Origin of the sequence: Dulcicalothrix desertica PCC 7102 (assembly GCF_003991905.1) — a bacterium.
Taxonomy (GTDB): domain Bacteria; phylum Cyanobacteriota; class Cyanobacteriia; order Cyanobacteriales; family Nostocaceae; genus Dulcicalothrix; species Dulcicalothrix desertica.
This window is the reverse complement of sequence record NZ_RSCL01000023.1, coordinates 34362-60831: the sequence shown is the minus strand read 5'-3', so window position 1 is coordinate 60831 and position 26470 is coordinate 34362. Positions and strand designations below refer to the sequence as shown.

The window sequence follows — 26470 nt, the reverse complement described above, 5'->3', positions numbered from 1 at the left end:
GAAATACGACATGTACTAGTGCCTTCCTAATGACCGCTTATTTATACCAAGCATACGCTTTAAACTAGGTTTCGTCACCTGACTCGAAAACCAACAAGAGCCTATCTAAATATATTGGTGCTAGCAGTAAGTATTATTTTCTACATAGTGGGAAGAATTAAAAATGTCAACGGTTGTTGGTCGATTTCTGTGAGTTTTACTTCGAGAGTGTAAGGTTGACGTGGAGAAACACAAAGTATTTCTACACTTAAATTACCTGAACTCGAAGACTGAGCCATTGCAGTTGTGCTAGCATTACCAACTTTGATGTTTCCAATCGTAGGTAAATCAGCCCGAACACAAAGCTTTGCTTCGGCGCCGTATTGTACGTACTCAACATGAAGTTTGATAGCACCAACATCAGTTAACCATTCTCTTTGTACAAATGGATTAGTTGCAGAAACAGGTAATGTTAAGTTATCAAACAGTTGTTTTGCTGCCAACAATGAAACGGCCATTTGCTGACGACTTTGAAGATCAAAGTAATCACCATCCAAATTAGGCATTGCTTCAATGGTCGAAGCAGAACGATAAGGAGTTCTTAGCACTAATCCAGCTAAATCATTAATTGCCTGCTCATCGTTAGGAAATAAGCTTTCCACAGCAGCCACTAATTTTGCTCCTAACGGTAACGAAGAAGCAACTAATTCTTGGCATCTAGCCAGCAATTGCTGAAATACACGTTCTGGTAAGTCAATCGGGAGCGTTAAAGATGCTCCACGACCCCATCCCCACGTAGGAACTAACGCGACTGAGGGATTGTCTACGTAGTCAGGATATTCTTGGATTTGGGTTTCCCAAGGGAATAACGGAGGATGGTTTTGTATTTGAATTTGTAACCGACGTTTAAGGACGGCTTGGAAACGTTCTTGCACAGTAGGAATTTCTCCTAGTTGAGAGGTTTGGGGCGTCCATTCCGGTTGCTGCAAATCCATTGGAGTATTCGCAGCACTCGGTATATTTTCGACCCCGTTATTTTCCTTACAATTAACCGAGGTATTTTCTGATTCTATAGCATACGCACACTATTAACCATCTGAACAACTGGTTTTGTAAGGATTCTGAGTCACTATTCATGAGTAGATGCACCCGATCCGGACACTAGAGAGTTACGAATTTCCCAGGCTTGTTCAAGAATTTTAAACCATCGTTTTTGTAGTTGTGCCATTGATAACCCACACAACTTAGCAATTTTTTCATCAGGTTCTTTTTGTTGCTTTAGTTCTAGTATTGACCGTTGCTTCGGATCCATTTCTTCAATAAACTTTTCCCACTGAATAGGTGTCAAGCCCAAATTTGTACTTAAATCAGCTTCAAGCCATTCGTGAACTAGTTCCCAGCGGTGCAGTAAAGCAAATCGAATCAAGTGATACTTAAAACGCTGTTGTAAATAATCGCGTTGCCTGGAGGTTAAATTCAAAACTGATTCGATTTCAGTTGCCGACATATCTTGTAACCGCAGCGCAAAATAATCTGCACAATCGGTTTGTTGTCGTTCCTCTAAATAACTCATTAATTCAGTTATTACAACAGAACGTAGCGTATCTTCAGTTGGTTCTGGTTCAGGCTGTGTAGCCATTGCGCTTCGCAACATTTGAACCGCTGGTTCTTCCCAAGAGCCATCGCTTTCACCTCCACTACCTTCGGCAGCTTGTTCGATGTCAACACAGGTTTCTGGTGGTTGTTGTTGAGAAAAAGTTTGTGCGCGCAGAATAATAAGTTGTTGCTGTCTTCCTGGTAAAGGAATGCGACGTTTACCGTAACGTTCGGTGAACGCCATATACTCGGCTAATTCAAGAAGTGTATGAGGCTGGTAGGTAGCACCGAGTTGATTTTCTCTGCGAAAAGCATTAAGAGCTTCTAAATAAAAACTTTGTAGAAAATCTTCAATTATCGTTAGGCGCCCTTGATAGCTCAATTGGCGTTGCGGAGGATTAATATAGCGATAGATAATTGCACTCAAAGTACTGTGAAGTTCGACCCTGCCACGAGATGAACCTAACTGGTAATATCGCAAGCACTGAGTCAGGCGATGTCGAGCCAGGGTAATGGCGGAGCTTTCTATAGAGCCAGAAGCTTGGATGCGTTTGCTCTCATTGCAAATCCGATAAACTTCGTTGGTGATACGCATTGCCACATCGTGACAATTTTTCTCCGAAGCTTTGGTTGATTGCCTTAGTTCCTGGAAGGAAAGTTCTAATATCGCCTCCACGCCGATAGAATTTTCTCCCTGAATAGTTGTGGTTGCGGCTAAATTCATAGTCTCGTTCTTAAAAAGACCCTAACATAATCTATTGACAGCCTGGGATCAAAATAAATAATTGGTAAAAAAGTATTATGTCTCAGATTAGCGCGATTGACGCACACCATAATTAAAGAATTGGTTTAGTTTATTATTCCCAACCTAGTGGCGATTATTGAGCTAATGCCTGACAAAATTCTTTCCAACCGTTATCATTTTTCCCTCTGGTACATTTATGGATTTACAAGCACAAATTCAATTGCTGAAAGAAAATGCACCCCAAGATGGCATTACACCACAACTGATAACAGCAATCGCTCCGGCTTTACAGACGCTTGCTCAAAGGTTGGCCCATAAACAGTATTTCATCATCCAAAGTATGGATGAAGAGTGGGTTGTCACCACACTGAGCAATCGTACTAATCCAGAACTCGAAAAACGAGTGGTATATGCTTACCCTACATTACAGGATGCGATTAAAAGCCAATACAGGAGGGATAACCCTCAATTAACTGCGAAACCAATCGGAGTTATACACGTCTTGTTTCAGTTAACGGCAATGGAACCCGTAGATAGTATAGTTTTTTTTGAAACTTCTGGCGTGAGTGGTGATACAATCGAAATCCCACGTTTTGAGCTACAATTATTGATCCAACAGGTAATGGCGCCGTACCCTAACTCCTCCGTGCCTCCTGATATCGCTTAAAAACTACCAGATATCAGCTTAACTTGTCATACGGGTTATTGTGGGAAATTGCTGTAACTATTTCAAGAGCTAAGGGTAACTAGCACTACTGGATTTTACCGTCTGTGCCTACTCCTTAGCTCTTTTAAGATCAATAAATTAAATTTGGTAAATAAAAAACTTAATACAATCGACTCAGCGCAAAATCAGTCATGTTTATCAAAGCTTGACGAGACTCCGAATATGGTAAATCTACCAAATGCTCTACAGCCAACTTCGCGTGATGTGCTGCTAGCTCCCTTGCTCTTGCGATACCTTGACTGTCCGAAATTAACGCCAACGCTTGCTCTAAGTCTCCGGATTGGGCAAACTCTCGCTCTATTAGCATAAACAAAGCTGGCTTTTCTTCCAACGCATACAAAACAGGCGCCGTCAACGTCCCGCTTTTCAAATCTGAACCAGCTGGTTTGCCTAACGCTTCTGACGAACTCGTAAAGTCTAAAATATCATCAACTATTTGGAACGCCAAACCGATGTCACGTCCATAGCAATACAAACGTTCTGCGGTTTCAGCAGAAACTTCGCTCAACACTGCGGCAGCTTTAGCGCTGTTAGCAAATAATGTTGCAGTTTTATAATAATTTTTTTGAAGATAAGTATCGATTGTGATACTCGCATCAAAACGGTTTAGTCCCTGTTGAATTTCTCCAACCGCGAAATCCATCAATACTTGTGATAAAAGTTTTACAACTTCTAAATTATCTAAGTTGGCTAAGTGCCAAGAAGATTGGGCAAAGAAGAAATCTCCTGCCAATACAGCAACGCGGTTGCCAAACAAACTATGAATTGTTGGAACTCCACGTCGCTCGTTCGACTCATCTACGACATCATCGTGTACCAAACTCGCTGTGTGAATCATTTCTGTGATTTCAGCTAGGCGCCGATGACGAGTAGTAATATCTTCGGACATGGTAGCGCGCGATACAAGCAGAACTATCGCTGGTCTGATACGCTTTCCCCCAGCTCCAAATAGGTGTTTTGCCGCCGCATAGAGGATGGGGTGGTCTGTTCCAACTAACTGTATCAGATTGTCTGCTAGTAATCGCAGGTCTGCTTCCACAGGAGTAAAAAGGGAGGTTGCTGGGGTCATGGATGGGCGGACTCTGGCTTAAGTTACGAAAGTTTACATATTCTATACTCATTTTAAGATAACGCAGGTAGACTGCAAAGCTTATTGTGAAGAATCATTGTATTAATCAATAGCAACAGCAGTATTTTTTCTACCCACAACCCCCAAAAAGGCATTTTGAGGTAAAATCCTACCGAAAAGACCTGTATGTATAAAAAAATACTTTAAAACATTTGCTGAAGTGAGATAATTATTGTTATATTATTTACTACATAAGGGAAGGGTGCAAAATTATTAATATCTACGTAAGTAGAATAATTATTATTTATACAATAGGCAAAAAACAAAAGAAAAACTTATTTTTGTGATTGCCAAAATATTTGAAAAATAACTCAGAACTGAGATGAAAAGTCCCGGTGGTTATGTTACGCTAAAATTAAGGGACTTAAAAGTTTTTTGTTAATCACCGCACGAAAAGTAATGCGCTTAAGCGTGTTTTACTTTTTGAGAGTCGTGAGTCAAATAGATACCGTTCGTTGAACTAGGGAAGCTGTTTTTAGCAATTTCAGTGGTTTGACAGTAGGTTCATATAGTTTCTTGCCGGAAGAGCGAAATTATTTCGGTAAAGGAGTCAGTAAGCCTTTAACGCTTAATTAAAAGGCTTATATGTCCTTTCTTGTAAATAAACACAAAGGCAAAAATTTTGCAGACTTGAAGAGACTGTCCAGGCAACGCTCTAAATTGCTGTATGGCGTTTAGACAGCTGAATAACAGCAGTGAGTCTGTAAACATAAATAACTATAAAGCCAAAAAGCAAAGAACTTAGTTCTAGGCAAACTAAACCGTGCTAATTATTTTTAGTACGAAACAGAGTGCTGCTTTAATCGTGAGATGTATTCGCACGAAACGCGGTTAGCTAATGGCGTTTGCTTAATATTAAACACAAATAACTCGTAAAAAAAAATAGTTTATGTGAGAACGGCGATGATCATTTTTATATTAGCTTCTGGATATTTATTTACTGTATACCTCTTATTGGCATTAGCGAAACGTTCTGGAAACAAAACTTCGCCAATTGATGATGTGTAACTAATAGCATAGGCATCCTGCTAGTGCAATACAAAGCGCGAGGATGCCTGTGCAGTAGTTAAGCCAAAATACCTGACCCACAGTTTACGACTTCAACTGTTGGAGTGCAACCGAGCCAGTTTACAGAAGTAAGTGCGAAGGTTTCTGGGCAACCACTGACGACAAAGCGAGTTGGCATTGGCGGGAAGTTGTTACGTAAGTTGAGTATATCAAGTTCAGTCGCGCAAGCAGAAGCAACGTAAACTGCTGGGTCTACAATGTTAACTGTACTTGGTAAAAGCGAGCGTAAAATTGGCGCCAAGTGAGGATAGTGAGTACAACCGTAAACCAATGTATCGATTTGTTGTTGAATTAGTGGTTCTAGGTATGACGTTGCTACTTCAACAGTGTAGGGGTCATGAATACGGTTTTGTTCGATTAAAGGGACAAATTCAGGGCAGCTAACTTGCCAAACTTGAGCTATTGCATCAATTTCTAGGATAGCGTTTTTATAGGCGTTACTTTTTGCTGTGGCTGGAGTCGCGATAACACCGATACGTTTTCCATATTGAACTGCGGCTAAGGCACCTGGAAGAATAACACCAATAATCGGAAAATCAAATTCTTCGCGTACAGTTTCAAGGGCAAGTGCAGAACTTGTATTACAAGCCATTACTGCCATCTTAACACCAACATGCTGCATCCAAGTTAGAATTTCGCGGTTAAACTGAATAATTTCAGCTTGAGAGCGAATACCATAAGGTAGTCGAGCCGTATCTCCAAAATAGAGAATCGACTCATTTGGAATTTGGCGATACAGTTCGCGTAGTACAGTTAAACCCCCCACCCCACTATCAAATACCCCAATCGGGGCACGCTGTGGTTCTGTGTAATAGTTAAAGTTTTCTTGTCCAAGATTAGTTTCAAAGTTTGAGGATAGAAACACAGCTAGTTAGTCTTTTTATTTTTGAATAAGAATACAGGATTTATAGCAATTACACAAATATCTAGCCAAGGAGTTTTTTTACAAACAGGGAATTTTTTGTAGAGACGTTACATGTAACGTCTCTACAGTCGTGTATTTATCTTCCTAAATATCTGAGAACACCGCGTGCGATAGCTTCAGCCATGCGATTTTGATATTCACGATTACCGAGACGGGGGTTATCTTCTCTTCCTGTCATGTAACCTGTTTCTACTAAAATCGAAGGCATTGAGCTTTTTCTCAAAACATAAAATCTGGCTTTACGGGTGCCTCGGTCTTTAATAGTAGAGATATTTTGGAGAACGCTTTGGCGAACTGCTTCAGCAAGACGATAACCACTGTCATAATAGTAAACTTCCAAACCGTTGACATCTGGGCGCCCACTGATAGAGTTAGCGTGGATGCTGACGAATAAATTGGCGTTAACACGTTCTGCCATGTCTACCCGTGGTTTTAAGTCAACAAAGTAATCAGAATCACGAGTCATGACAACTTGAATACCATTTTGTTCCAAGATTGACCTAACTCGTAGACCGATAGGTAGAATTACGTCTTTTTCAAGTAAACCACGAAGACCTGGGGCGCCTGAATCTTTACCTCCATGTCCTGGGTCAACAACCACAACGATTTTGCCTTTGGGAGTTGGTTGACGTACTGGAGGTTGTGGGGTAGGTACAGGGTTGCCACCGGGAGGTAACGGTTGGGGGTTAGGACGTGGAAGCGGTAATGGAAGAACTACAGGAGGTTTAATAGGTTGGGACGGTGGATTAATAGGTGGTAGGGTACTTATACGTCCACGAGAGAGGTCGAGTGATAGTAGTTGACCACTAAGCTGATTAACTTGTCCAAATTGTACTCCTGCGGCAGGTTGTACTAATATTGCGACAGTGTTAGGGTCTTGCTGCTGTAAACGAACTTTTAAGACTGGACTGTTGGCGCCAAAACTTGGACCGCGAACGTTTTGTTGTAACTTGGCGTTAGGAATAGTAATACGATATTGTCCAGTAGACCTATCCCACCCACCGCTTCCCGTTAAACGCTGGTCTCCACTAATAATGAGCTGTGTACCTGTAGCGTTAAGCTCAACCGATTGAATTGTGGCAACTGTATTAACAGTTATTGGTGGATTTGGGTCTGGTTGGTTGATAGGAGGACGAGTATTTGGACTTGGGAGTCTAACAACTGGGGTAGCGCTAGGAATTAAAATCAATCCATTTGCACCGCTTAATGAAGCATTCCAGTTAGGACTGTCTTGATTTACCTGTAGCTGCATTCTGACAGTTGGAGTTCTAGAATTTAGTTGAGATAATAAAACTCTGTTAACACCATGTTTATTAACTGAAATGTCGCGTTGCGCTTGCGATGATATTGTGGCGCCAGTAATGTCTACATCTATCGAGCGTCTATCGAGACTACGAATTACTCTCAACTGTGGATTTCCAGCCCCACTAGTGCGAACAAAAAAACCATCACCCGTAATTTGAACATTCTCAACAGTGGTTGGTACGGACGAAGCGGCAACTACTGTTGATGGGGGTAAGGGTCTTGAGTTATTTGCATTGCTAGGAGGCGTGTTATTGGAAGGAGTAGTGATTACATTATAGATACCTTTATCAGAGGAATCTCCAACTTGTTCACGTTCGGGTTTTGGTAATTGAACATTCCAACGACTGGGACTAACCCCGACAAATTTGACTTGAGCAGGGTCAAGCGTAAAACCAGGTGCAAGTTCAACGACAAGACGCGCTGTATTTTCGTCGAATTGTCCGATACGAAGCGAACGTATTGCCCCACCTATTGGTTGCGTAAGCTGGGGACGTCCAAACCGCGTTCCTGGTAAATCGATAACTACCCGTGTTGGGTTAAAAATTAGCTGTGCTTTTGGTTGCACGGCGCCGTCGGTAACGATTTCCAATCGGTTTTGATTGGCATCAAACCGCCAAGAGTTAAGTTTAGCTGCATGGGCGGGCGACGGAAGTATGAAGACAGTAAAAAGGGTGCTGGGTAGTAACCAGTGTAATCTCACAGTGTTTTCTCCTGAATCCATTGATGTAACGCGCTTTGCGTCAATCGGTCAAATATAATGTTTTGTTTTTTTTAGCTATTCCTCACACCGTCACCCAACGAGAAGCAGTTATTACAGGCGTTCTGGCCACCACACGCTTTGTATTGCTATCGCGGTTATATGGCTCCACACCCACAGATGAATGCTCAGAAGAGAAAATTAACTTTCGATACGTAGCTGTATCAAAAATTGCTCGCTACAGCATTATTCTTACGCCAATAATGAGATAACCAAAATTAACAGTAAGTGTCAATCATTGGTTGTAACATACACCACGTGTTATTTGAGATTTTGAGAACAGCGACACGGACAGGCGCACAAGACCTACGTTTAACAAACTGCCCAAAATAAGAATTGTATTTTTTGAAACAATTTATCCAGTTTTGAATCGTAGTGTCAACCCAAGCATAAAAAAATAAAAATAATCGCGAAAGGTAAAGTTGATGGAAGTAGCGAGGAATAGGACGGTTTGAGTAACTGATGCACGGCTATCGTTATATAAGTCCCTGTCTATGTAGTCGTTGATTATTGGAATTTTGTTCTTGGTCAGGGGTGCAATATTTGATGCTGACCAATAAAACCAGTTACCAATAACCGAGACGCGATGAACCCTTGTCTCTACAATGCTATTTGTAATGGCAGTACAAAATACTTGGTGTTCGGTTTAAACATATGAGTCTATTTGCTATCGAATTTGTCGGAGATATTGCAAAACACCGCGCGCGATGGCATCAGCCATTTGAGCTTGGTATTGTGGTGTCACGAGCCGCGATACGTCTTGAGTACCTGTCATAAACCCGGTTTCTACTAAAATTGAAGGCATTGAGCTTTTTCTCAAAACAAAAAATCTCGCTCGTCGTACTCCTCTGTCTCGGACACTGAGACTCTGAAGTATGGTACTGTGGACTATGCGAGCAAGTTCTAGACCACTGTCGTAATAATACGTTTCCAATCCATTCACATCCGGACGACTTACACCGGCTGAGTTTGCGTGGATGCTAACAAATACATCGGCGTTGATTCGTTCCGCCATATCCACTCGACCTTGCAACGTCACGAAATAATCGGCATTGCGCGTCATTACTGCTTGTATACCGTTTTGCTGAAGAATTTGGGCAACTCTAATACCTATTGGCAAAATTACATCTTTTTCCATAGAACCCCCTATTCCAAGGGCGCCTGAGTCCTTACCTCCGTGTCCTGGGTCAATAATTACGACTAAACGTCCATCATTACGTCTTCGCCCAGGTATAGGGTCTACAGGAGGACGTGGAAGTTCACCAATAATTGGCCCCGAACCACCTGGTCTAATTGGGTCAGGGAACGGCGTAATCGGTGGTATTGGTCTATTACGCCGCAATTCGAGCGCTAAAAACTGCCCAGTAATTTGATTTAGTTGCCCAATTTGGACTCCGCTAGCAGGTTGCACCAAAATTACTACAGTATTTGATTCTTTTTGTTCGGTTAACCGAATCCGAAGAATAGGGCTATTACTATCAAGTGCTGGACCACGAACGTTGTTGGTAAGACGCGCGTTTGTTACGGTAATACGGAACATTCCTGTTGCTCTATCCCAACCGCTTGTGGCACTAAAGTTTTGGTCTGCACGAATAATTAATTGCGTTCCACCACCTGCAAGTTCTACTGATTGAATTGTTGCTGGAGTATTACTGCGACCTGGTGTCGGTGGAATACCAGGGAACGGAAGAGAAGGTGGAGGGGAAGGTGAAGGGGAAGGAGCAGGATTATTTGAACCACCACTATTAGACACTGAAGTATTGGCGCCACCACCAAAACGGTCAGGTAAAAAAATCAAATTGTTAGCATTTTTCAAAACTCTCCAGTTAGGGCTGTTTCTTTCAACTTGTAAAGACATCCTAACAATGGGAGTATTACCTTCAAGTTGCGATAAAATTACTTGGCTAACACCAAAACGATTTACCATCATCTCTGGCGTTAAACTTGGTGCTAGCGATGCTCCCGATATATCTATATTGATAGTTTTTTGATCACGACTACGAGAAATACGAACCAAAGGATTTCCGCCATTGGTACGGATAAAGAAACCGTCACCCGTAACTCGTACATTTTCGATTTGTGTTCCAGCTTGATCTGTTCTCAACTTTTGAACTAGTTGATACTTTTGTATTATTTTTGCTCCATTATCGTTATCAAATATAATTGAACCGTTCAGAGCGCGAACTTCGGACGGCAGTATCAAAATCGAAGTTATAAAAGTACCTGATAACAACCAATGTAGTTTCACAATATTTTCTCCACCAAAACGTTCCTGGTAGTAGTGCAATCTGAAGACAGCATTGGCAAATCCTTATGCAGTCAACGCACGGATACTCTAGCATCTGTTGTTACCCAATCGTTGAGATTTCTCAAGAATTCTGGCAAACAGCACGTAGCGTCATATGCTATCACAAACTACTCCGCACATCCACGGCATCATTTAAAATACTTCCGCCAAAATATAAATCTAAACATAAAATCAAAGGCACCAATAGAAGGTGCCGTAACATATAAGCTTTTTATACAAATTGTTCACTCTTTGATAGCTAAAATTAATAGCTAAATCTTAGAAACCGGGTTTCTAAGTTGAGAAACCCGGTTTCTTTGCTGATTATGGATTTTCGGCAGTATTGCTCAAAGCAGCTGGTTCTGGGTCTGGGAATACAATCCTTAAAAATGGCGGCGCCAAAAATGTTGTAACTATCACCATGACGATGATTGCCGCTTCTAATGGCTTGGTTAAAATACCTACACTTGAACCAATACCCAAAAATACTAGTCCAACTTCTCCACGTGGTATCATTCCTACACCAATAGCCAAGCGGTTAATTTTTTCTTTTCCGAATACACTAAAACCTGTAACAAGTTTACCGAGAATAGCTACCGTTACTAAAAATATTGCCATTATTAACCCTTCCCGGTTGCTAGGTATAGCGGGGTTAAGAACGCTTAAGTCAGTTTTGGCGCCTACAGTTACAAAGAAAATTGGTACTAACATATCAGCAATGGGAATTATTTGTTGCTGTAGCTCTTTGCGTTTTTCAGTTTCTTCAAGAACTAAACCAGCAGCAAACGAACCTAAAATTGCTTCTAACTGAATAGACGCGGCAAAATATGCCATTAGAAAAGCGAAAATAAATGCGGGTAATATCAGTTCACCCCGGGTTTTGAGAACATTAACAACCGCTACAAACGATTTGTTAAAGAAATTACCCAGTGCAATGGCACCTACTAAGAAGCCAGCAGCACTAAAAATCAAGTATATGACTTTGCCAACATCTACAGCACCATCTTTAGCAAGACTAGCTACGACAGCCAGAACAATAATACCCAACACGTCGTCAATAACAGCAGCCCCCAAAATTATTTGCCCTTCTTTAGAATTGAGGCGCCCTAACTCTGATAGTACCCTGGATGTAATACCAATACTTGTTGCCGTCAGTGCCGCTCCTGCGAAAATAGCAGGAACCGCACCCACACCGAATATCAACATTAGCCCAGCAGTACCCGCTGCAAAGGGAACCACCACTCCAACAAAAGCTACCACCGTTGCCTGCAGTCCAACAGATAATAAATCCTTTAAATTAGACTCCAAGCCAATTTCAAACAGCAGGATAATAACACCTAATTCTGCCAAAACAGATATTACTTCCGATTGTGCATGAAATACGCTGTTTGCAGCTTCGGGACTTAAACTACCTGTAAAGGTCAAGAACTGCATTATTACTGAGCTTGAAGTTTCAGCATCACCAAATACCAAAAGGTGTAAAGCTGAAACACCTACTACTACACCACCTACAAGTTCTCCTAAAACAGGAGGCAACCCGATGCGGTTAGATAGCTCTCCACCCAACTTGCTAGCAAAGTAAACTACCACTAAACTTAGTAGTACTGATGCTAATACTAAAGAACTATCGGCAGTCTCAGTTGTAGATGCAAGTAAATGTAACGGTTGAAAAAAAATTGTCATTAAGTCTAATTGCATTGTAAAAGACGCGAAATCATCCCTCTACTCTACCAACTGCTAGGGGATTAATTGTTATTTAGTTAATTTAATAGAAATTATTACCAATAATTACAACTTGTAAGAAACGTAAGAAACCCGGTTTCTGGTAATTTTTTAGTTTCAAAAAACGTAACCGTGCATCGTTTTAAGAAGGCACCATGCCAAAGTAGAAACATGATAAATTAGGTTTCAAATGAACTGAAAAACAGTACACAAAGAAAAATAAATAGGCAAAGGTTATGAATGAAAGTGTATCTTATAACATGTCGCGATTACATTCAAACTCCTGCTATATAATTAGTTTTGTGATTGATAAGTTCAAGTGAAATAATGTAAAAGCAATAATTATCTAATAGATTGGTAAAGATTTTATATGTAAATTTTTGCTAATTAAATAGATATATTGTTGATATTTTTGGCATTTAATCTATTTCAGGTACTATTGATTTGACTTAAGTATCTGTAAAAATTCGTGTGTATATTTATAAGGAGTGAAGAGTGATGAGTCAGTTAGTTATGCCTAGCATTAATGGCAATTTTTGGAAAGCGTTCCCTGTAGCGTTATTATTGTGCGCTAGTTTTGTGCAGCCTAGTTTAGCTCAAGAAAAGGAGCGGATGTTACGGACACTAACGGTAAGTGGACGTGGTGTAGAGTCTATACCAACGACTCTTTCTCAGGTCAATGTGGGTGTAGAAGTGCAAGGAAAAGACGCAAAACAAGTTCAGCAAGAAGCGGCGCGTCGTTCAAGTGCTGTAGTAACGTTAATAAAATCGCGTCCTGGGGTTGAAAAATTACAAACAACAAACATTAACCTCAACCCAGTTTACAGTTACACTAACAACGTACAGCGAATTACTGGTTACAGTGCTACTAACACTGTTAATTTCCGTATTCCTACTGATAGAACTGGTAACTTGCTTGATGATGTAGTCAAAGCAGGCGCTACACGTATTGATGGCATAAGTTTTGTTGCAAGTGATGAAGCGATATCCCAAGCGCAAAGACAAGCTTTACAAAAAGCAACTCAAGACGCACAGCAACAAGCAAATGCAGTATTCACGACCCTTGGCTTGAAACCGAAAGAAGTCGTTAACGTACAAATTAATGGCGCCGTTCCTCCTAGACCTGTATATCGAGAAATGGCTGCTGCTAGCGTAAGGGCAGATGTAGCGGCGCCTCCTACTCCTGTTGTTGGTGGTGAGCAACAAGTTGAAGCTTCAGTTACTTTACAAATCAGTTATTAATCTTGAATTGTGGCACAGGCAGGGATGCCTGTGCTACAAGTTAAAAATTATCAGGACTGTCGAAGTCGCTTCCTGAGTTATCGGTATCGCGCTTAGAACCTAGTAACTCCAACTGTTCTACTAAGATAACTGGTGTGGAACGGTTGGCACCTGTTTTGTTATCAACCCAAGTGTCAAATTTTAAAGAACCCTTAACTCCTATTTGTTTACCCTTTGTTACATAATCCTTAGCTATTTGGGCTGTTTTACCCCATATCTCTAAGCTAAACCAATCTGGTTCTGCATCACGACTACGGCGATTAACCGCCAATGTTAACCGACACTTCACCGAGCCAGAATCAAAGTATTTAATATCTGGGTCTGTGCCGACACGACCGATAAGAGTGATAGAATTTATACTCATACTAATGCTACCTATTCAGTACAAAGGTACTTTATATATATTACTTGTATCATATAGGAATTGTCACTATCTAAAATATATGTTTAGATAAAGAGCAACTGTCGCTCTATGCAGGAAAATTGGTAAAAATTACTTCGGCGCCGGAGTGAATCCTTACGGATATACTGATGTAGCCATAGAATAGAAAAAAGTAGTGCAGCTCATGTTTAGTAAAGATTACCAAAAGTTCTATAAAAAATAGCCTGCTTTACTAGACTCAGGATAAAAAAAGTAATAGAATCCAGCACGATTCAGTCAAAAACTCGTAGTCAAAAGTATCGCAAATAGGGGGCGTAGAAGCGCGTGGGTCTTTTTAAAAAGTTTTCCTTATCGCGGGATATGGGTATCGATTTAGGTACAGCCAACACCCTCGTTTACGTATGTGGTAAAGGTATTGTTCTCCAAGAACCTTCGGTGGTAGCCATCGACCAAAATGAAAAGGTCGCATTGGCAGTGGGAGAAGAAGCAAAAAAAATGCTCGGTCGGACACCAGGTAATGTGGTTGCTCTCCGCCCCTTGCGTGACGGTGTAATCGCTGACTTTGATACCGCCGAGCTGATGTTGAAAAGCTTTATCCAGCGCGTTAACGAGGGCAAGTCATTGGTTTTACCAAGAATTGTCATCGGTATTCCTAGCGGTGTAACTGGTGTTGAACGACGAGCTGTGATGGATGCTGCTGCCCAAGCAGGCGCCAGAGAAGTGTTTTTGATTGACGAACCTGTTGCAGCAGCAATAGGCGCCGGATTACCAGTTGCTGACCCAACAGGTAATATGATTATTGACATTGGTGGCGGCACCACAGAGGTAGCAGTTCTGAGCTTGCAAGGTACAGTATTGAGCGAATCGGTACGTATCGCAGGTGATGAGTTAACCGAGTCGATAATCGGATATATGAAGAAAGTTCATAATTTGGTGATTGGCGAACGAACTGCCGAAGATATTAAAATTCGTATTGGTTCGGCTTATCCTACTTCTGATGACGAAGAAGCAATTATGGAAGTTCGCGGTTTGCACTTGCTTTCAGGATTACCACGTACTGTCACAATAAAAGGGCCAGAGATTCGCGAAAGCATGTCGGAACCTTTAAGCGTAATTATTGAAGCAGTGAAGCGAACTTTGGAGCGTACACCTCCGGAACTTGCGGCAGATATTATCGACAGGGGTATCATGCTTGCTGGTGGCGGTGCGTTACTTAAGGGTATTGACACTTTAATTAGTCATGAAACGGGTATTGTTACACACGTAGCATCTGACCCATTAAGTTGTGTAGTTCTTGGTACTGGTCGTGTATTGGAGAACTTTAAACAGCATGAGCGAGTATTTAGCGCTCGTTCACGAAATATGTAAAGCAGAATGCAGCAAGTGTTACTGGATTCTCGGTAGAATCCAGTATCCCTATTATTTATAGCTATAAGAAAGGTACGTATGTTTACAGCACGGTGGTGGGAGCGCAGGGGCTTACAAATAGGTTTACTCGGTTTAGTAGTTGGTGGTGCTTTTGTACTGCGACAAACTCAAGGTTCATTTTTACTTGAGGTCTATCAAGGCATAACTCGTCCACTACAAATTATGAGTTCTGGCCCAACTAAAGAAGAAAGATTACGTGATGCCCAGTTATTAGAATTGCAAACCCAGATTGTTGATCTACAAAGTCAAAATCAAAAGCTTAAACAAATTTTAAATTATAACGAACAAGAAAAAGCCGCAAAACCTCTGGCTGTAGCTCGTGTAATTGGGCGCAGTGCTGACAATTGGTGGCAACAAGTAACTCTCAACCGTGGCAGTTCCAATGGAGTTCAAGAGGGTTCTGTTGTTCGTGCCGAAGGTGGGTTAATTGGTCTTGTAGAAAATGTAACTCCAAACTCTAGCCGCGTGCTGTTAGTTAGCGACTTCAAAAGCCAAGTTGGTGTAACCGTTAGTCGAACTGGCGCCAAAGGTGTATTACGCGGTGATGGTTCTACTGAAGCTGTACTTGAGTTTTACGAAAAAGTCCCCAACGTCAAAATTGGTGATTTAATCGCTACATCCACCTACAGCCAAAAATTTCCATCAGGAATTGCGGTTGGTCGTATAAAATCTTTAGATTTAAAGCGCTTACCTGCATCGATTGCCAAAATCGAACTTTTCCCACCAATTCGTTCGCTTGATTGGGTTGAAATTTATTCAAAGCCAGAAGCGCAACCAGAAGCTCCAGTAAACGCTGATAAACAAAAAGAAACTCAAGAATCACAAAAATCTGTTTCACAAGCCAAACCTAATTAACCAATCAAAAATTAAACATTTAAGATACGCATCACCTCAAAGAGTATGAAGCTATTTTCATGGAAGGGTTCCAAGCGTCGCACTAGCTCTTATTCCGCCAAACCTAAAAAAAGAAAACAGTCCGCGCGCCAAAAAGAGGCACCTTCCTCAAAACCAAAATCAAAACCACTATTTAAATTCAACTTCAAGCCAATTGCTAGTTGGAAACCCCGAACTCGTCAAATCGTAGATTACTCTTTGATGTTTTTCAGTGTACTCTTATGTTTGATGTTGCTACCCAACCGTTTACCTGGTATGGAGTTACTCGGAATTGCGCCAAATTGGCTGCTTATTTGGGTAGTCGCTTGGAGTGTAAAGCGTAATGCATGGCAAGGCGCCTTCGCTGGTATCATTTTAGGATTCCTTCAAGATGCCATGACATATTCTGAACCGACTCATGCATTGCCTCTGGGTTTGGTAGGATTAATCACTGGTGGAATTCAAAAATCTAGATTTATAGAAGAGGACTTTATCTCTATTGCTTTAATTGTTTTTGTAATGGCAGTTTTTAGTGAAGCTGTTTTTGCATCACAACTAGCTTTGAGTGGAGGTAGAAATGTCACATTTATTTGGGCATATTTTCAGCGAGTCGCTCTTGCTTCTGCTATTCTTAGTAGCCTTTGGGCGCCTGTCGTTTATTATCCTTTAAACCGCTGGTGGCAAAAGCTTAAGCTTGCAGAGCAAAACTAAATTTTTAAATCCAATTTTAACGTTATTAAAGGTGTTAGCTGGTATTTTACTTGTTAACACCTAATCATTGGGCGGAGTGTGGTGATAAATTAGAGTCCCATTTTCTTTGGTGAAGATGGGACTCTTAATATATTTATAGGTGATATGTAGAGACGTGATTAATCCCTACGGGAAAACATAAAGGTTTACACGTCTCTACGTATTATGTAAAAAAACATACTAAAAATACAAAATTATTATGAGTAATTAACCACAAAGGCACATTATCCGTTAACGTAAACGGAGTTTTCCCGCTTTCTTAGGACACAAAGAAAGAAGTAAGCAGAATCAATTTTACCTTTTTGCTGGAATTGTTAAGCATGACGCTTTAAACTTGGCTTAAGCCTGTCATTTTTATTCGTTATACAGTAGCAGGAAGTTTCGGAAATAAAGGTGTATATAGGTTATGGATAACTCCCCAATAGTGCAACATGCCAATGCCGAAGCGCTCCAAAGTCAGGAAAATACTATTAATATTTCAATGGGTTATTACTCACAATCTAAAAATATTGGAACGAGTTTTGACGCGCGCATGATGCAGCGATGCTTGGAACTTGCGCGTAAAGCTTTGGGATGCACAGCGCCAAACCCGATGGTTGGAGCGGTTATTGTTAAAGATGGCAAAATAGTTGGAGAAGGGTATCATCCTAAAGCTGGTGAACCTCATGCGGAGGTTTTTGCGTTGCGAGAAGCTGGTGAAAATGCATGTGGCGCCACGGCTTATGTTAGTCTTGAACCTTGTAACCACTATGGACGCACTCCACCTTGTTCGTCCGCCTTAATCAAAGCAGGTGTTGCAAAAGTCGTAGTGGGGATGGTTGACCCAAACCCTTTAGTCGCAGGTGGTGGTATTGCTAAACTTCGCTCCGGCGGTATTGAGGTAATAGTTGGAGTCGAAGAAGCTGCTTGTCGAAAATTAAATGAAGGTTTTATACATAGAATATTGCATCGGCGCCCGTTGGGTATATTAAAATATGCCATGACTCTAGATGGTAAAATCGCCACAAATACAGGTCATAGCGCTTGGATTACAAATCAGGAAGCTCGCAGCGTAGTTTATCAAACGCGAGTAGCATGTGATGCAGTAGTTATAGGTGGAAATACAGTTAGAAAAGATAATCCATATTTAACAAGTCATAACGAGTTCGCACGCAATCCTTTACGGGTAGTAATGAGTCGTAGTCTTGACTTACCAGCAGAAGCTCACCTGTGGCAAACCGAGGTAGCTCCCACTTTGGTACTGACGAGTAAGGGAGCAAACCCCGATTTTCAGGCAAGTCTACGTCGTCGTGGGGTAGAAGTAATTGAATTAGATTTACTTACACCCGATAAAGCAATGGCATATTTTTATGAGCGTGGTTTCTGTAACGTGTTGTGGGAGTGTGGTGGAACATTAGCAGCAAGTGCAATTAAAGAAAATGCTGTACAAAAGGTTTTAGCTTTTATTGCCCCTAAAATCATAGGTGGCAGTGCTGCTCCTACCCCCGTCGGAGATTTAGGCTTTACCACTATGACTGAGGCACTTGCTTTAGAACGTGTTGAAATGCGTTTAGTTGGAACTGACTGTTTAATTGAGGGGTATTTACCTCTTAACATTTAATTGTACGAACGTTCGTAAGCCATGTCACGAATAAGAGCTAGCCGTGATTGAATGTAATCGTTCAAAAAAGCAGTTTCGCTGTAATCGAGGGATGTTTGCATCTTGGTCTGTCTTACGAGCCATTGTACCAAGCTTGCATCATCCATTTGTAAAAGCGTTTTACTCTGAGCGCTTTCTAGTACCGACCAAAACTGACGCATAAGATTCGGAGTCACATTTACCTCCATTCCAAATAATCGACTGATTTTTTCAGGATACACAATTGATTTGAAAACGTCCGGTATTATTGGACAACATGACACAACTATTAGGGAACTCTTAATATATCGAATTATTTATTGATACAGGAACCATAGAAACCGAGTTTATTCATTAATATATTGTAATGAAAAAACAATTTCCCATAGAAACCGGGTTTGTTTATTAATATATTGTAATAAAGAACAATTTTACAGAGAAACCCGGTTTCTGACGTGTTAATGTAAGCAAATTAACAAACGGCATACTTGAGCTTGATAGTGTAGTAATATCATGTCTATCAAACGGCTAAATCGCTTTTTCCGTCCTAAATTTGAACGTTCTTTTTCATTAACGACGGTTTTGTCAGTACCATTTGTTCTGCAAACTTTTACTGCGGTGTTACTAGTTGGTTATTTTTCTTACCACAATGGGCAAATGGCAGTTAACAACTTAGCGACACAAATGCGAAGTGAAATTAGTAAGCGTATAGACCAAAAACTCGACAGTTACTTGGAAACAGCGCACCAAGTTAACAAAACTAACTTGCAAGCTGTGAAGTTAGGGATGTTGGACTTAAACAACTTTCAAAAAACAGGACAATATTTTTGGAATCAACTTCAAATTTTTGATGTCAGCTATATTAACTTTGGTAACACAAAAGGTGAATTCATCGGCGCCGGGCTAGAGGACGATTATAAGCGCATTTCTGAAAAGTTAAGCAATAAAGATTACGAAATTTTTTCAGTTGATGAAAATGGTAGGCGCCTTAGTACAGTTACAATTAAGCCGGGTGGACATCCAAATGATGCATCTTGGTATACGGATGCAGTAAAAAGCCAAAGACCGATATGGAGTGAGATTTATAATTGGCAAGATAACAGTAATGTTATAGCTATTTCTGCGAGTTATCCAGTATATAACAGTAATAAAAAATTAATTGGCGTATTGGGAGTAGATTTAATTTTATCAGAACTTAGCGCTTTTTTACGTAACATTCGTATTAGTCCTAAAGCACAAACTTTTATTATTGAGCGCAATGGCATGTTAGTAGCAAGTTCTTCAGAAGAACCTGGATACATTATTATTAACAATCAAGCAAAACGAATTAAAGCGTCTCAAATTAGCACTCCTTTAATTAGAGGCACAGCAGTTTTTTTAAATAAACAATTTCCAAATCTTAATAAGATTACTACTACAACTCAACTTGATTTTACATTTAATAATCAAAAGCAATTTGTGCAAGTGACTCCTTGGCAGGATAAATATGGCATAGATTGGTTAATTGTTATAGTAGTGCCTGAATGTGACTTTATGGCAAAAATTAATGCCAATAATCAGACGACAATTTTATTATGCTTACTAACTTTGATATTAGCAATTATAATTGGAATTTTGACATCGTGCTGGATTGCGGCGCCGATAAAGCAATTAAGTTTAGCAGCAGAAATATTAACAGAAGAAGCAGTAAACTCCGACTTTAATAGTAGTAACTCCTTTAAATATACAAACAATTTTAATACTCATAAAATTAAGGAATTTTCAGTATTATCAGATTTATTTAATAGCATGGCGCAAGAAATTTATAATGCGTTTATAGCTCTAGAAAACGCCAACAATCAATTAGATTTTCGTGTAAAAAACCGTACCAAAGAATTACAATCTGCCTTACAAAAGCGAGAACAAGCTGAAATAGCGCTGCAAAAAGCATTAGTAGCAGCAAACGCAGCATCTGAAGCAAAAAGTGAATTTCTCTCAAAGGTAAGTCATGAATTACGAACACCTTTAAATGTGATTTTAGGTTTTACGCAAATCATGGAGCGAGATAGTTGCTTAACACAAGAACATCGAAATAATATAAGTATTATTCATCGTAGTGGAAATCATTTACTGCAACTGATTAATGATGTTTTATCAATGTCTAAAATTGAAGCTGGAAAAATCACCGTAAAAACTAATAGCTTTGATTTGTTAAACTTTATAAAATTATTAGAAGAAATGTTAAAATTTAGAGCAAAATCTAAAAATATCAAATTAATTATTCAACCTCAAGACAACTTACCAAGATATATCAAAACAGATGAAAGTAAATTACGTCAAATTTTAATTAATTTACTTGGTAATGCTATAAAATTTACTAGTAAGGGTAGTGTTACCTTAAAAGTAAATTATTCTAATTATGATTTTCAACCAACTTTATACTTTGAAATACAAGATACAGGAGCGGGAATAGTAGAAGCTGAAATAAGTAAACTGTTTGTTCCTTTTGTTCAATCTCAGAGCGGAAGAGAATCAATTGAAGGAACAGGTTTAGGGTTGGCTATTAGCCAAAAATTTGTTCAAGCAATGGGAGGAGATATCAGCGTCAAAAGCATTTATAAGCAAGGGTCGATTTTTTCATTTCATATTCCTGTTGAGTTAGCAGATGACTCTCAGTTAATACAAAAATTAGCATATCGTCGCATTACTGGTATAGAAGCAAATCAACCTAAATACCGTATATTAATAGTAGAAGATATGTTAGAAAATAGTGTATTGCTAACAAAAATGCTTATTTTAGTAGGATTTGAAGTTTGTACAGCAGCAAATGGTTATGAAGGAATTGAAAAATATAGAAATTGGCAACCCCATCTTATTTGTATGGATATGTTAATGCCAGTACTGGATGGATACGAAGCAACTAGAATAATTAAACAAGAAAGTACATGCATTATTATTGCTTTAACAGCTAATGCGTTTGAAGAACAGCGCGCAGCTATATTCGCAGCAGGTTGTGATGACCTAATATATAAGCCATTTACAGAAGAAGAACTTTTAGAAAAAATCGCTCAACATTTGGGTGTGCAATATATTTACGAAAATAAAAATAATCTACCTGAAGTAATAGAGGCGCCGACACATAGAATTAAACTAACGAGTAATGATTTGAATATAATGCCAAGAGAGTGGCTGTTAGAATTAGCTGAAGCAGCAAAAACACTGGATGATAAACTTGTATTAAATCTAATTGACCAAATACCAGCAAGTAAAACTTGTTTAATTCAAGGTTTAAAAGATTTAGTTGAAAATTTTCGGCTTGATATTATTTTAGATTTAATTATAATAAAGTGAATAAAAACATGTTATGTCATGCTGAACGTAGTGAAGCATCTATTAAAATCTCAATACAATATTATAATTATCAAATCACATACATAGACTTAAAATCAAAACACAAGACATAAGGGACTTCCAAATAAAAAAATCTCCAATATCTTCTTGTGGAATGGGCATCCTGCCCGTTCATTTAAAGAAGGCGGCGCCATTCCTGCCGATGGTTGGATAAAAACCTCGAAGTGCGATAAAGCTGGTGTGCCGTACTATGCACCTGAATCAAAGAAGGCGCCACGTCTATCAGGTCGTGAAGAATTTATTTATAGTTCGGTTTTGTATAGTCAAATATAGTCAGACGTAGTTTTCTATAATAGATAACTTCTACTTCTTCGCAAAACCTTGTAGAAGGATTGGAATTGAATCCTTACTTAGAAGGGAATCACCATTAAGGGCGCATGACCTTCTAAATTTACCTTCCTAGGGGTAACTAACACCTCTCTATTCCCTATCCCGTTCACGCTAGTGTCTCCGAAGGAGAAGGCATTGGGAAATGCTTTGACTAAAATCTTATAACTGCCGTTAATATCGGCATTAAGAGCTATACCATTACTAGTAACATAAAGACCTCTTTTTACTCGTTTACCAGATGGTTTCCAATTAAGAGGTTTGTTACCATATACCGGAATAAAATCCGAGTCCAAAAAACTAGAAGAGGACGTGTAAGATTCTTCTTGAATAATGACCTGAATTCCTTTCATAGCGCCCTTATAGGTCAACATGTCGATGAGTTGAGCGTGAGGAATTTGTACGAAGTTCTGATTATTAATGCCTCCTATGTTAATGCCATTCTTCCATCCCTTGTTCTTACCCAAAACCAGCTTACTGATTCCCAACTCAGATAAAAGATTAATTACATAGGTTGATGCTCTGTGTAGATAATCTTTAACCAAGTGATTCCGAGAGGTAGTAAACCTTTTAAGACGTTTTGAGCTTTTATTGGAGTTCTTAGAAGTAATTGTAGCACGCTTTGAATTATAAAATTGGTTTATTGACTTTAACGGTCTACCATTAATGAGAACTGGCTCAAAACCAGGCACATTTGAAGTTATAGCCATCAAGTTATTTACACCAAAATCTATCGCTGCTATTTTATCATTATCCAAAACTTTTACATTACTGACTTCATAAACTATTTCTAAAACATAGTGGTCGAGTTTGGGAATAATTCTAGATTGACAATATTTGTTTACATTACCAAGTTTCACACAAGTTTCAAAAGAGTAATCAATCTCGGATAACTTGATTAATTCCTGACCTAGTTGTTTTTTAGAAGTAGCTTGTGAAGTAAATATTACACAGTATCGTCCATCCTTATCTAAGTATCTAGGTAGTGATGGTCTGCCAGTAAACTTGGATGGCTCGATTTGATACTCTAAACTGGCTGCAAAGAATGATGTCCAGTTTTGAGCCACCATTTTTAGAACTTGTTGAGATACTTTTGCTGGAAGTGCTTTATACTCTTCAAAGTCTTTCATCATATGGTACAAACTATTATATTGAGGAACATTAGACTGTCCCCAAGCTAGAAAACTTTGTCTCATAATAAAAGTTGCTTTGTTGTATAAATTCTTGGATGCAAAGCACATTTCATCAACTTGCGAAAAAACTTGATGATTTGATTTTATTACTCTCCTTTCTACTAGCTGCATTGTCTTGTTTGCTGTTTTTTATCGACCTAAAATAAATCTAGCAGGTCTTTACAACAAAAACACATTCTTGCATATATTGTTATATTTCTTAATCTTCAGTTTCCGATTCAAGTTCTGCAATAATTTTTTCAGTTTTACGTTTTGCTCTACGCTGTCCATATAACCGTGCAGAGAAAGAAGTGATAATTGCTACTAAATCGGTCATTAATTCATCCCGTCCATTTTCTGCCATGTTCATAATCTCCAACCTGATACCAAGTCGGGATAAAAGTAAATCCATATAGTTTGTCCCAAAGCGGGATAAGCTATCTTTGTGTTCAACTACTAGAACATCAAAATCATCCCGCTTTAAAAGTTTTTCTAACTTTTTACGATTATCGTTTAAACCACTACCTACTTCTTTGACGACGTGAATAATTTGATATCCCTTTGCTTCTGAGTATCTAGATAATCTTTCAGACTGAGATTCTAAATTCTTCCTATTTTCAGCACTGGATACGCGCGCATAAATTGCTGCTTTGGTGTGCTTTTTGTACCCAGGCTCATTTTTTGGATCAAAATCTACAATTACTGCTCCAGATGGAAGTTGCCGCGTTGGGTAGGGAATTAAGCCGTTTTTGTAGTGCTTCCATGCTGTGTGGTAAGCAATACCCATGAACTTGGCATAATCTGATAGTTTCATCGCGAGTCAGGAATATTTTACTATACCAGACTATGTTAGCCTATAAGTTGAGGGAAGTTTTATTATACTGACCGCGATAGCAATCCACTAATCAAAGTAGTTGTTGTGCGTCCAGGTAAAATTAGAGACAAAGACGTATTTCAGGAATACTGGAATGGGCGCCGTTGGGTTAAAGCTACAAGTATTGATAGTTCAACAAAGCAAAAGTACCAACAGCAAATTACCTGGTATAGATATGCAGATGTACTACAAGCCGTTGTAGAAAATAAACAAATATTTGTTGTAGAAGGTGAAGGTGTTGCTGATGCTCTATGGGATTTAGGTTTACCTGCTACCACTACAATTGGAGGCACCGGAAAATATCGTGCATACGGAATTGCTTATCGATTTTCTTTGAGCGGCGCCAAATTAATTCTCTGTCCCGACCGCGATGAACCAGGTGTTTTGCATATGGAGGATATCTACAAAGATTTCCCCGATGCTCAATGGTTATATGCTCCTCCAAGTGAGTTTTACTGGAGCAAATTACCAAAGTCAAACGGCTTGGATATTAAAGACTGGATTAACGACGGTGCCAGTGTATCAGACATCATCACAGCTATTGGAGAGAAGTTAGAAACAGTTGAAACATTTAAGCCTTCATCGAAAACTGTTACAGAAGAGAATATTATGAGCAATGCCGAGCGCCTACGGTTAGATTTGCTTGATTTAGTACAGGAGACGGATTCAGTCGCGCGCGCTATTAAACGCTCACATATTTGTAAGCACTACAAAATTACGAAGAAAGAGCTTGAATCTTTAGTTAAAGAAACAGAACAAAAAACTCAGCCGAGGCGCCTAAAAGTTTACTCGTTCGATGAGTTACTCGAACTTGAGTCAGAAAGTTTATCTTGGCTGATTCCTGAACTACTACCGCGCGGAGAATTGATTGTGCTTGGTGGGGCGCCTAAGAGTGGTAAAACGTTGATGGCGATTGATGCGGCTTTTGCAATTGCCACAGGTGAAGATGATTTTCTTGGGTTTAAATGTGAACGTGGTAAGGTTTTGGTTATATCTAATGATGAAACAGTTCGTTCTACTAAAGCAAAACTTTTAAGACGTGGATTTAGAAACGGGGACGGGGAGAATTTATTTGTTGTCAGCGACTGGAAAGTTGACCAACTGTACGAACTCGAACTGACGATGGAAGATTTTCAACCTGACTTAGTAATTATTGACTCTTTAAAATCAATCAGCACAAATTCTCGAATTAGCGAAAACTCCGCAGAATTTGCCAATATTATTTACAATCTCAAAACTGTTCTAAATCGTTTTAACTGTGCGGGCATTTTGATTCACCATACGAATAAAAACAAAGACGCAATGGGTGTTGCTAAATTACGTGGCTCATCCTCTATTGTTGCGGCTACTTGGGGTACTTGGATTATTGACCATATCCCCAAACCCTCTCCAAACGGTGGTAAAAGTTTAGTTATTGACCCAGCAGACCCAGGTCGGTTGCTTACAGTTTTTCCTCGTGACATAGAGGGACAACTTCTCAAGCTGGAATTTAACCCTGAAAACAACTCCTATGCACGTACTGACCAAGAACTAATTAACGAGCAAGATAAACTGCGTGACCAAATACTTGCTGTATTGCGTGTTAACAAAAACGGTTTAAGCGGACAAGAAATTATTGAACTTATGGGAATGACTAAAGAAGAAGAGCGCCTTGTTTATAACGAACTTAACCGCATGGAATCTAGGCGCCTAATTTCTACTGTTACATCTAACCGTGATAATCGTGTCACTTTATATACAATTAGCTCTCAAGAGGAACTAGTTACAGAATTCCAAGAAGATAACCAACAGAGCAATGAAGAGCCGGTGAAACAAGAGTTTCAGGATACTCATCAAAATACCGAACAAAACCTAGAAGATAATCAATCTAGTAACGATATCTCATTGTTACAAGTAGAAATAGACGGTGATGTGAGTGATTTGATTGGTTGCGATGTAGAAGTTCGGAAACTTAATGGCGCCGTAAAAGCCAAAGGTGAATTGACGAACTACGACCAACTTAATGGGAGCGTGATTGTAAAAACTACTGACGGCGCCAATTATACTGCCCATGTTAGAGAAACATTTGTAACTAGATGACAGCTAGCAGTAACCAATAATCTAACCGTACTTTTCTTTTAACGTGTTAAAAAAGT

At 39.5% G+C, this 26470-nt stretch carries 20 protein-coding genes; 9 read left to right on the top strand and 11 right to left on the bottom strand.

All coding sequences use genetic code 11. The features are described 5' to 3' along the window. Positions 1-140: 140 nt before the first annotated feature. Positions 141-974, bottom strand: a complete 834-nt coding sequence (locus DSM106972_RS37440) for a PatU (protein ID WP_325052254.1) — start codon at positions 972-974, stop codon at positions 141-143. A gap of 134 nt (positions 975-1108) precedes the next feature. Further along, a complete protein-coding gene (gene hetZ / locus DSM106972_RS37435; protein WP_127085448.1) occupies positions 1109-2299 on the bottom strand; it encodes a heterocyst differentiation protein HetZ in 1191 nt (396 codons plus the stop codon). Positions 2300-2516: 217 nt separating this feature from the next. Between hetZ and DSM106972_RS37430 the strand changes: the two genes are divergently transcribed. Then, entirely contained in the window at positions 2517-2987 is a 471-nt protein-coding gene (locus tag DSM106972_RS37430) for a hypothetical protein (protein ID WP_127085447.1), read from the top strand. Positions 2988-3147: 160 nt separating this feature from the next. Here DSM106972_RS37430 and sds read toward each other — a convergent pair whose 3' ends face one another. The 5 genes from sds to DSM106972_RS37400 all read right to left on the bottom strand — a co-directional run bounded on the left by sds (position 3148) and on the right by DSM106972_RS37400 (position 12201). Continuing rightward, positions 3148-4116: a solanesyl diphosphate synthase gene (gene sds / locus DSM106972_RS37425; protein WP_127085446.1), complete on the bottom strand. Its 969-nt coding sequence runs from the start codon at positions 4114-4116 to the stop codon at positions 3148-3150. Between the two features lie 1126 nt (positions 4117-5242). Next, positions 5243-6109: a glutamate racemase gene (murI, locus tag DSM106972_RS37420; protein ID WP_127085445.1), complete on the bottom strand. Its 867-nt coding sequence runs from the start codon at positions 6107-6109 to the stop codon at positions 5243-5245. A 136-nt stretch (positions 6110-6245) separates the two neighbouring features. Beyond that, complete coding sequence (locus DSM106972_RS37415) at positions 6246-8195, bottom strand: N-acetylmuramoyl-L-alanine amidase (RefSeq protein WP_411675378.1); 1950 nt, start codon at positions 8193-8195, stop codon at positions 6246-6248. A 703-nt stretch (positions 8196-8898) separates the two neighbouring features. Further along, positions 8899-10479 (bottom strand): N-acetylmuramoyl-L-alanine amidase family protein, encoded by a 1581-nt coding sequence (locus DSM106972_RS37405; protein ID WP_233787013.1) that lies wholly within the window; start codon positions 10477-10479, stop codon positions 8899-8901. A gap of 363 nt (positions 10480-10842) precedes the next feature. Next, complete coding sequence (locus tag DSM106972_RS37400) at positions 10843-12201, bottom strand: cation:proton antiporter (RefSeq protein ID WP_127085441.1); 1359 nt, start codon at positions 12199-12201, stop codon at positions 10843-10845. 537 nt (positions 12202-12738) lie between these two features. Here DSM106972_RS37400 and DSM106972_RS37395 point away from each other — a divergent pair. Then, a complete protein-coding gene (locus DSM106972_RS37395; RefSeq protein WP_127085440.1) occupies positions 12739-13482 on the top strand; it encodes an SIMPL domain-containing protein in 744 nt (247 codons plus the stop codon). Between the two features lie 40 nt (positions 13483-13522). Here the strand turns inward: DSM106972_RS37395 and DSM106972_RS37390 are convergent, their stop codons facing one another. After that, a complete protein-coding gene (locus tag DSM106972_RS37390) occupies positions 13523-13885 on the bottom strand; it encodes a single-stranded DNA-binding protein (protein ID WP_127085439.1) in 363 nt (120 codons plus the stop codon). Between the two features lie 378 nt (positions 13886-14263). Between DSM106972_RS37390 and DSM106972_RS37385 the strand changes: the two genes are divergently transcribed. From DSM106972_RS37385 to ribD, 4 genes are all read left to right on the top strand, one after another. Beyond that, complete coding sequence (locus DSM106972_RS37385; protein ID WP_019492420.1) at positions 14264-15271, top strand: rod shape-determining protein; 1008 nt, start codon at positions 14264-14266, stop codon at positions 15269-15271. A 78-nt stretch (positions 15272-15349) separates the two neighbouring features. Then, complete coding sequence (mreC, locus tag DSM106972_RS37380) at positions 15350-16186, top strand: rod shape-determining protein MreC (RefSeq protein ID WP_127085438.1); 837 nt, start codon at positions 15350-15352, stop codon at positions 16184-16186. A gap of 45 nt (positions 16187-16231) precedes the next feature. After that, positions 16232-16915: a rod shape-determining protein MreD gene (mreD, locus tag DSM106972_RS37375; protein WP_127085437.1), complete on the top strand. Its 684-nt coding sequence runs from the start codon at positions 16232-16234 to the stop codon at positions 16913-16915. Positions 16916-17435: 520 nt separating this feature from the next. After that, complete coding sequence (gene ribD / locus DSM106972_RS37370) at positions 17436-18554, top strand: bifunctional diaminohydroxyphosphoribosylaminopyrimidine deaminase/5-amino-6-(5-phosphoribosylamino)uracil reductase RibD (protein ID WP_127085529.1); 1119 nt, start codon at positions 17436-17438, stop codon at positions 18552-18554. On the opposite strand, the gene DSM106972_RS37365 is transcribed toward ribD, so the two are convergent. Beyond that, entirely contained in the window at positions 18551-18769 is a 219-nt protein-coding gene (locus DSM106972_RS37365) for a hypothetical protein (RefSeq protein ID WP_127085436.1), read from the bottom strand. The genes ribD and DSM106972_RS37365 overlap by 4 nt on opposite strands. Before the next feature lie 316 nt (positions 18770-19085). On the opposite strand from DSM106972_RS37365, the gene DSM106972_RS37360 reads away from it, so the two are divergent. Together DSM106972_RS37360 and DSM106972_RS37355 are read left to right on the top strand one after the other, a co-directional pair. Further along, entirely contained in the window at positions 19086-21902 is a 2817-nt protein-coding gene (locus DSM106972_RS37360; protein ID WP_127085435.1) for a hybrid sensor histidine kinase/response regulator, read from the top strand. A gap of 147 nt (positions 21903-22049) precedes the next feature. Then, a complete protein-coding gene (locus tag DSM106972_RS37355) occupies positions 22050-22235 on the top strand; it encodes a hypothetical protein (RefSeq protein ID WP_127085434.1) in 186 nt (61 codons plus the stop codon). 77 nt (positions 22236-22312) lie between these two features. On the opposite strand, the gene DSM106972_RS37350 is transcribed toward DSM106972_RS37355, so the two are convergent. Together DSM106972_RS37350 and DSM106972_RS37345 are read right to left on the bottom strand one after the other, a co-directional pair. Continuing rightward, entirely contained in the window at positions 22313-23593 is a 1281-nt protein-coding gene (locus DSM106972_RS37350) for an RNA-guided endonuclease InsQ/TnpB family protein (RefSeq protein ID WP_127085433.1), read from the bottom strand. Between the two features lie 88 nt (positions 23594-23681). Then, complete coding sequence (locus DSM106972_RS37345; protein WP_127085432.1) at positions 23682-24275, bottom strand: IS607 family transposase; 594 nt, start codon at positions 24273-24275, stop codon at positions 23682-23684. Between the two features lie 105 nt (positions 24276-24380). Here DSM106972_RS37345 and DSM106972_RS37340 point away from each other — a divergent pair, with 105 nt between their 5' ends. After that, on the top strand, positions 24381-26414 hold the full coding sequence (locus DSM106972_RS37340) for an AAA family ATPase (RefSeq protein ID WP_127085431.1): 2034 nt from the start codon (positions 24381-24383) through the stop codon (positions 26412-26414). Positions 26415-26470: the final 56 nt, after the last annotated feature.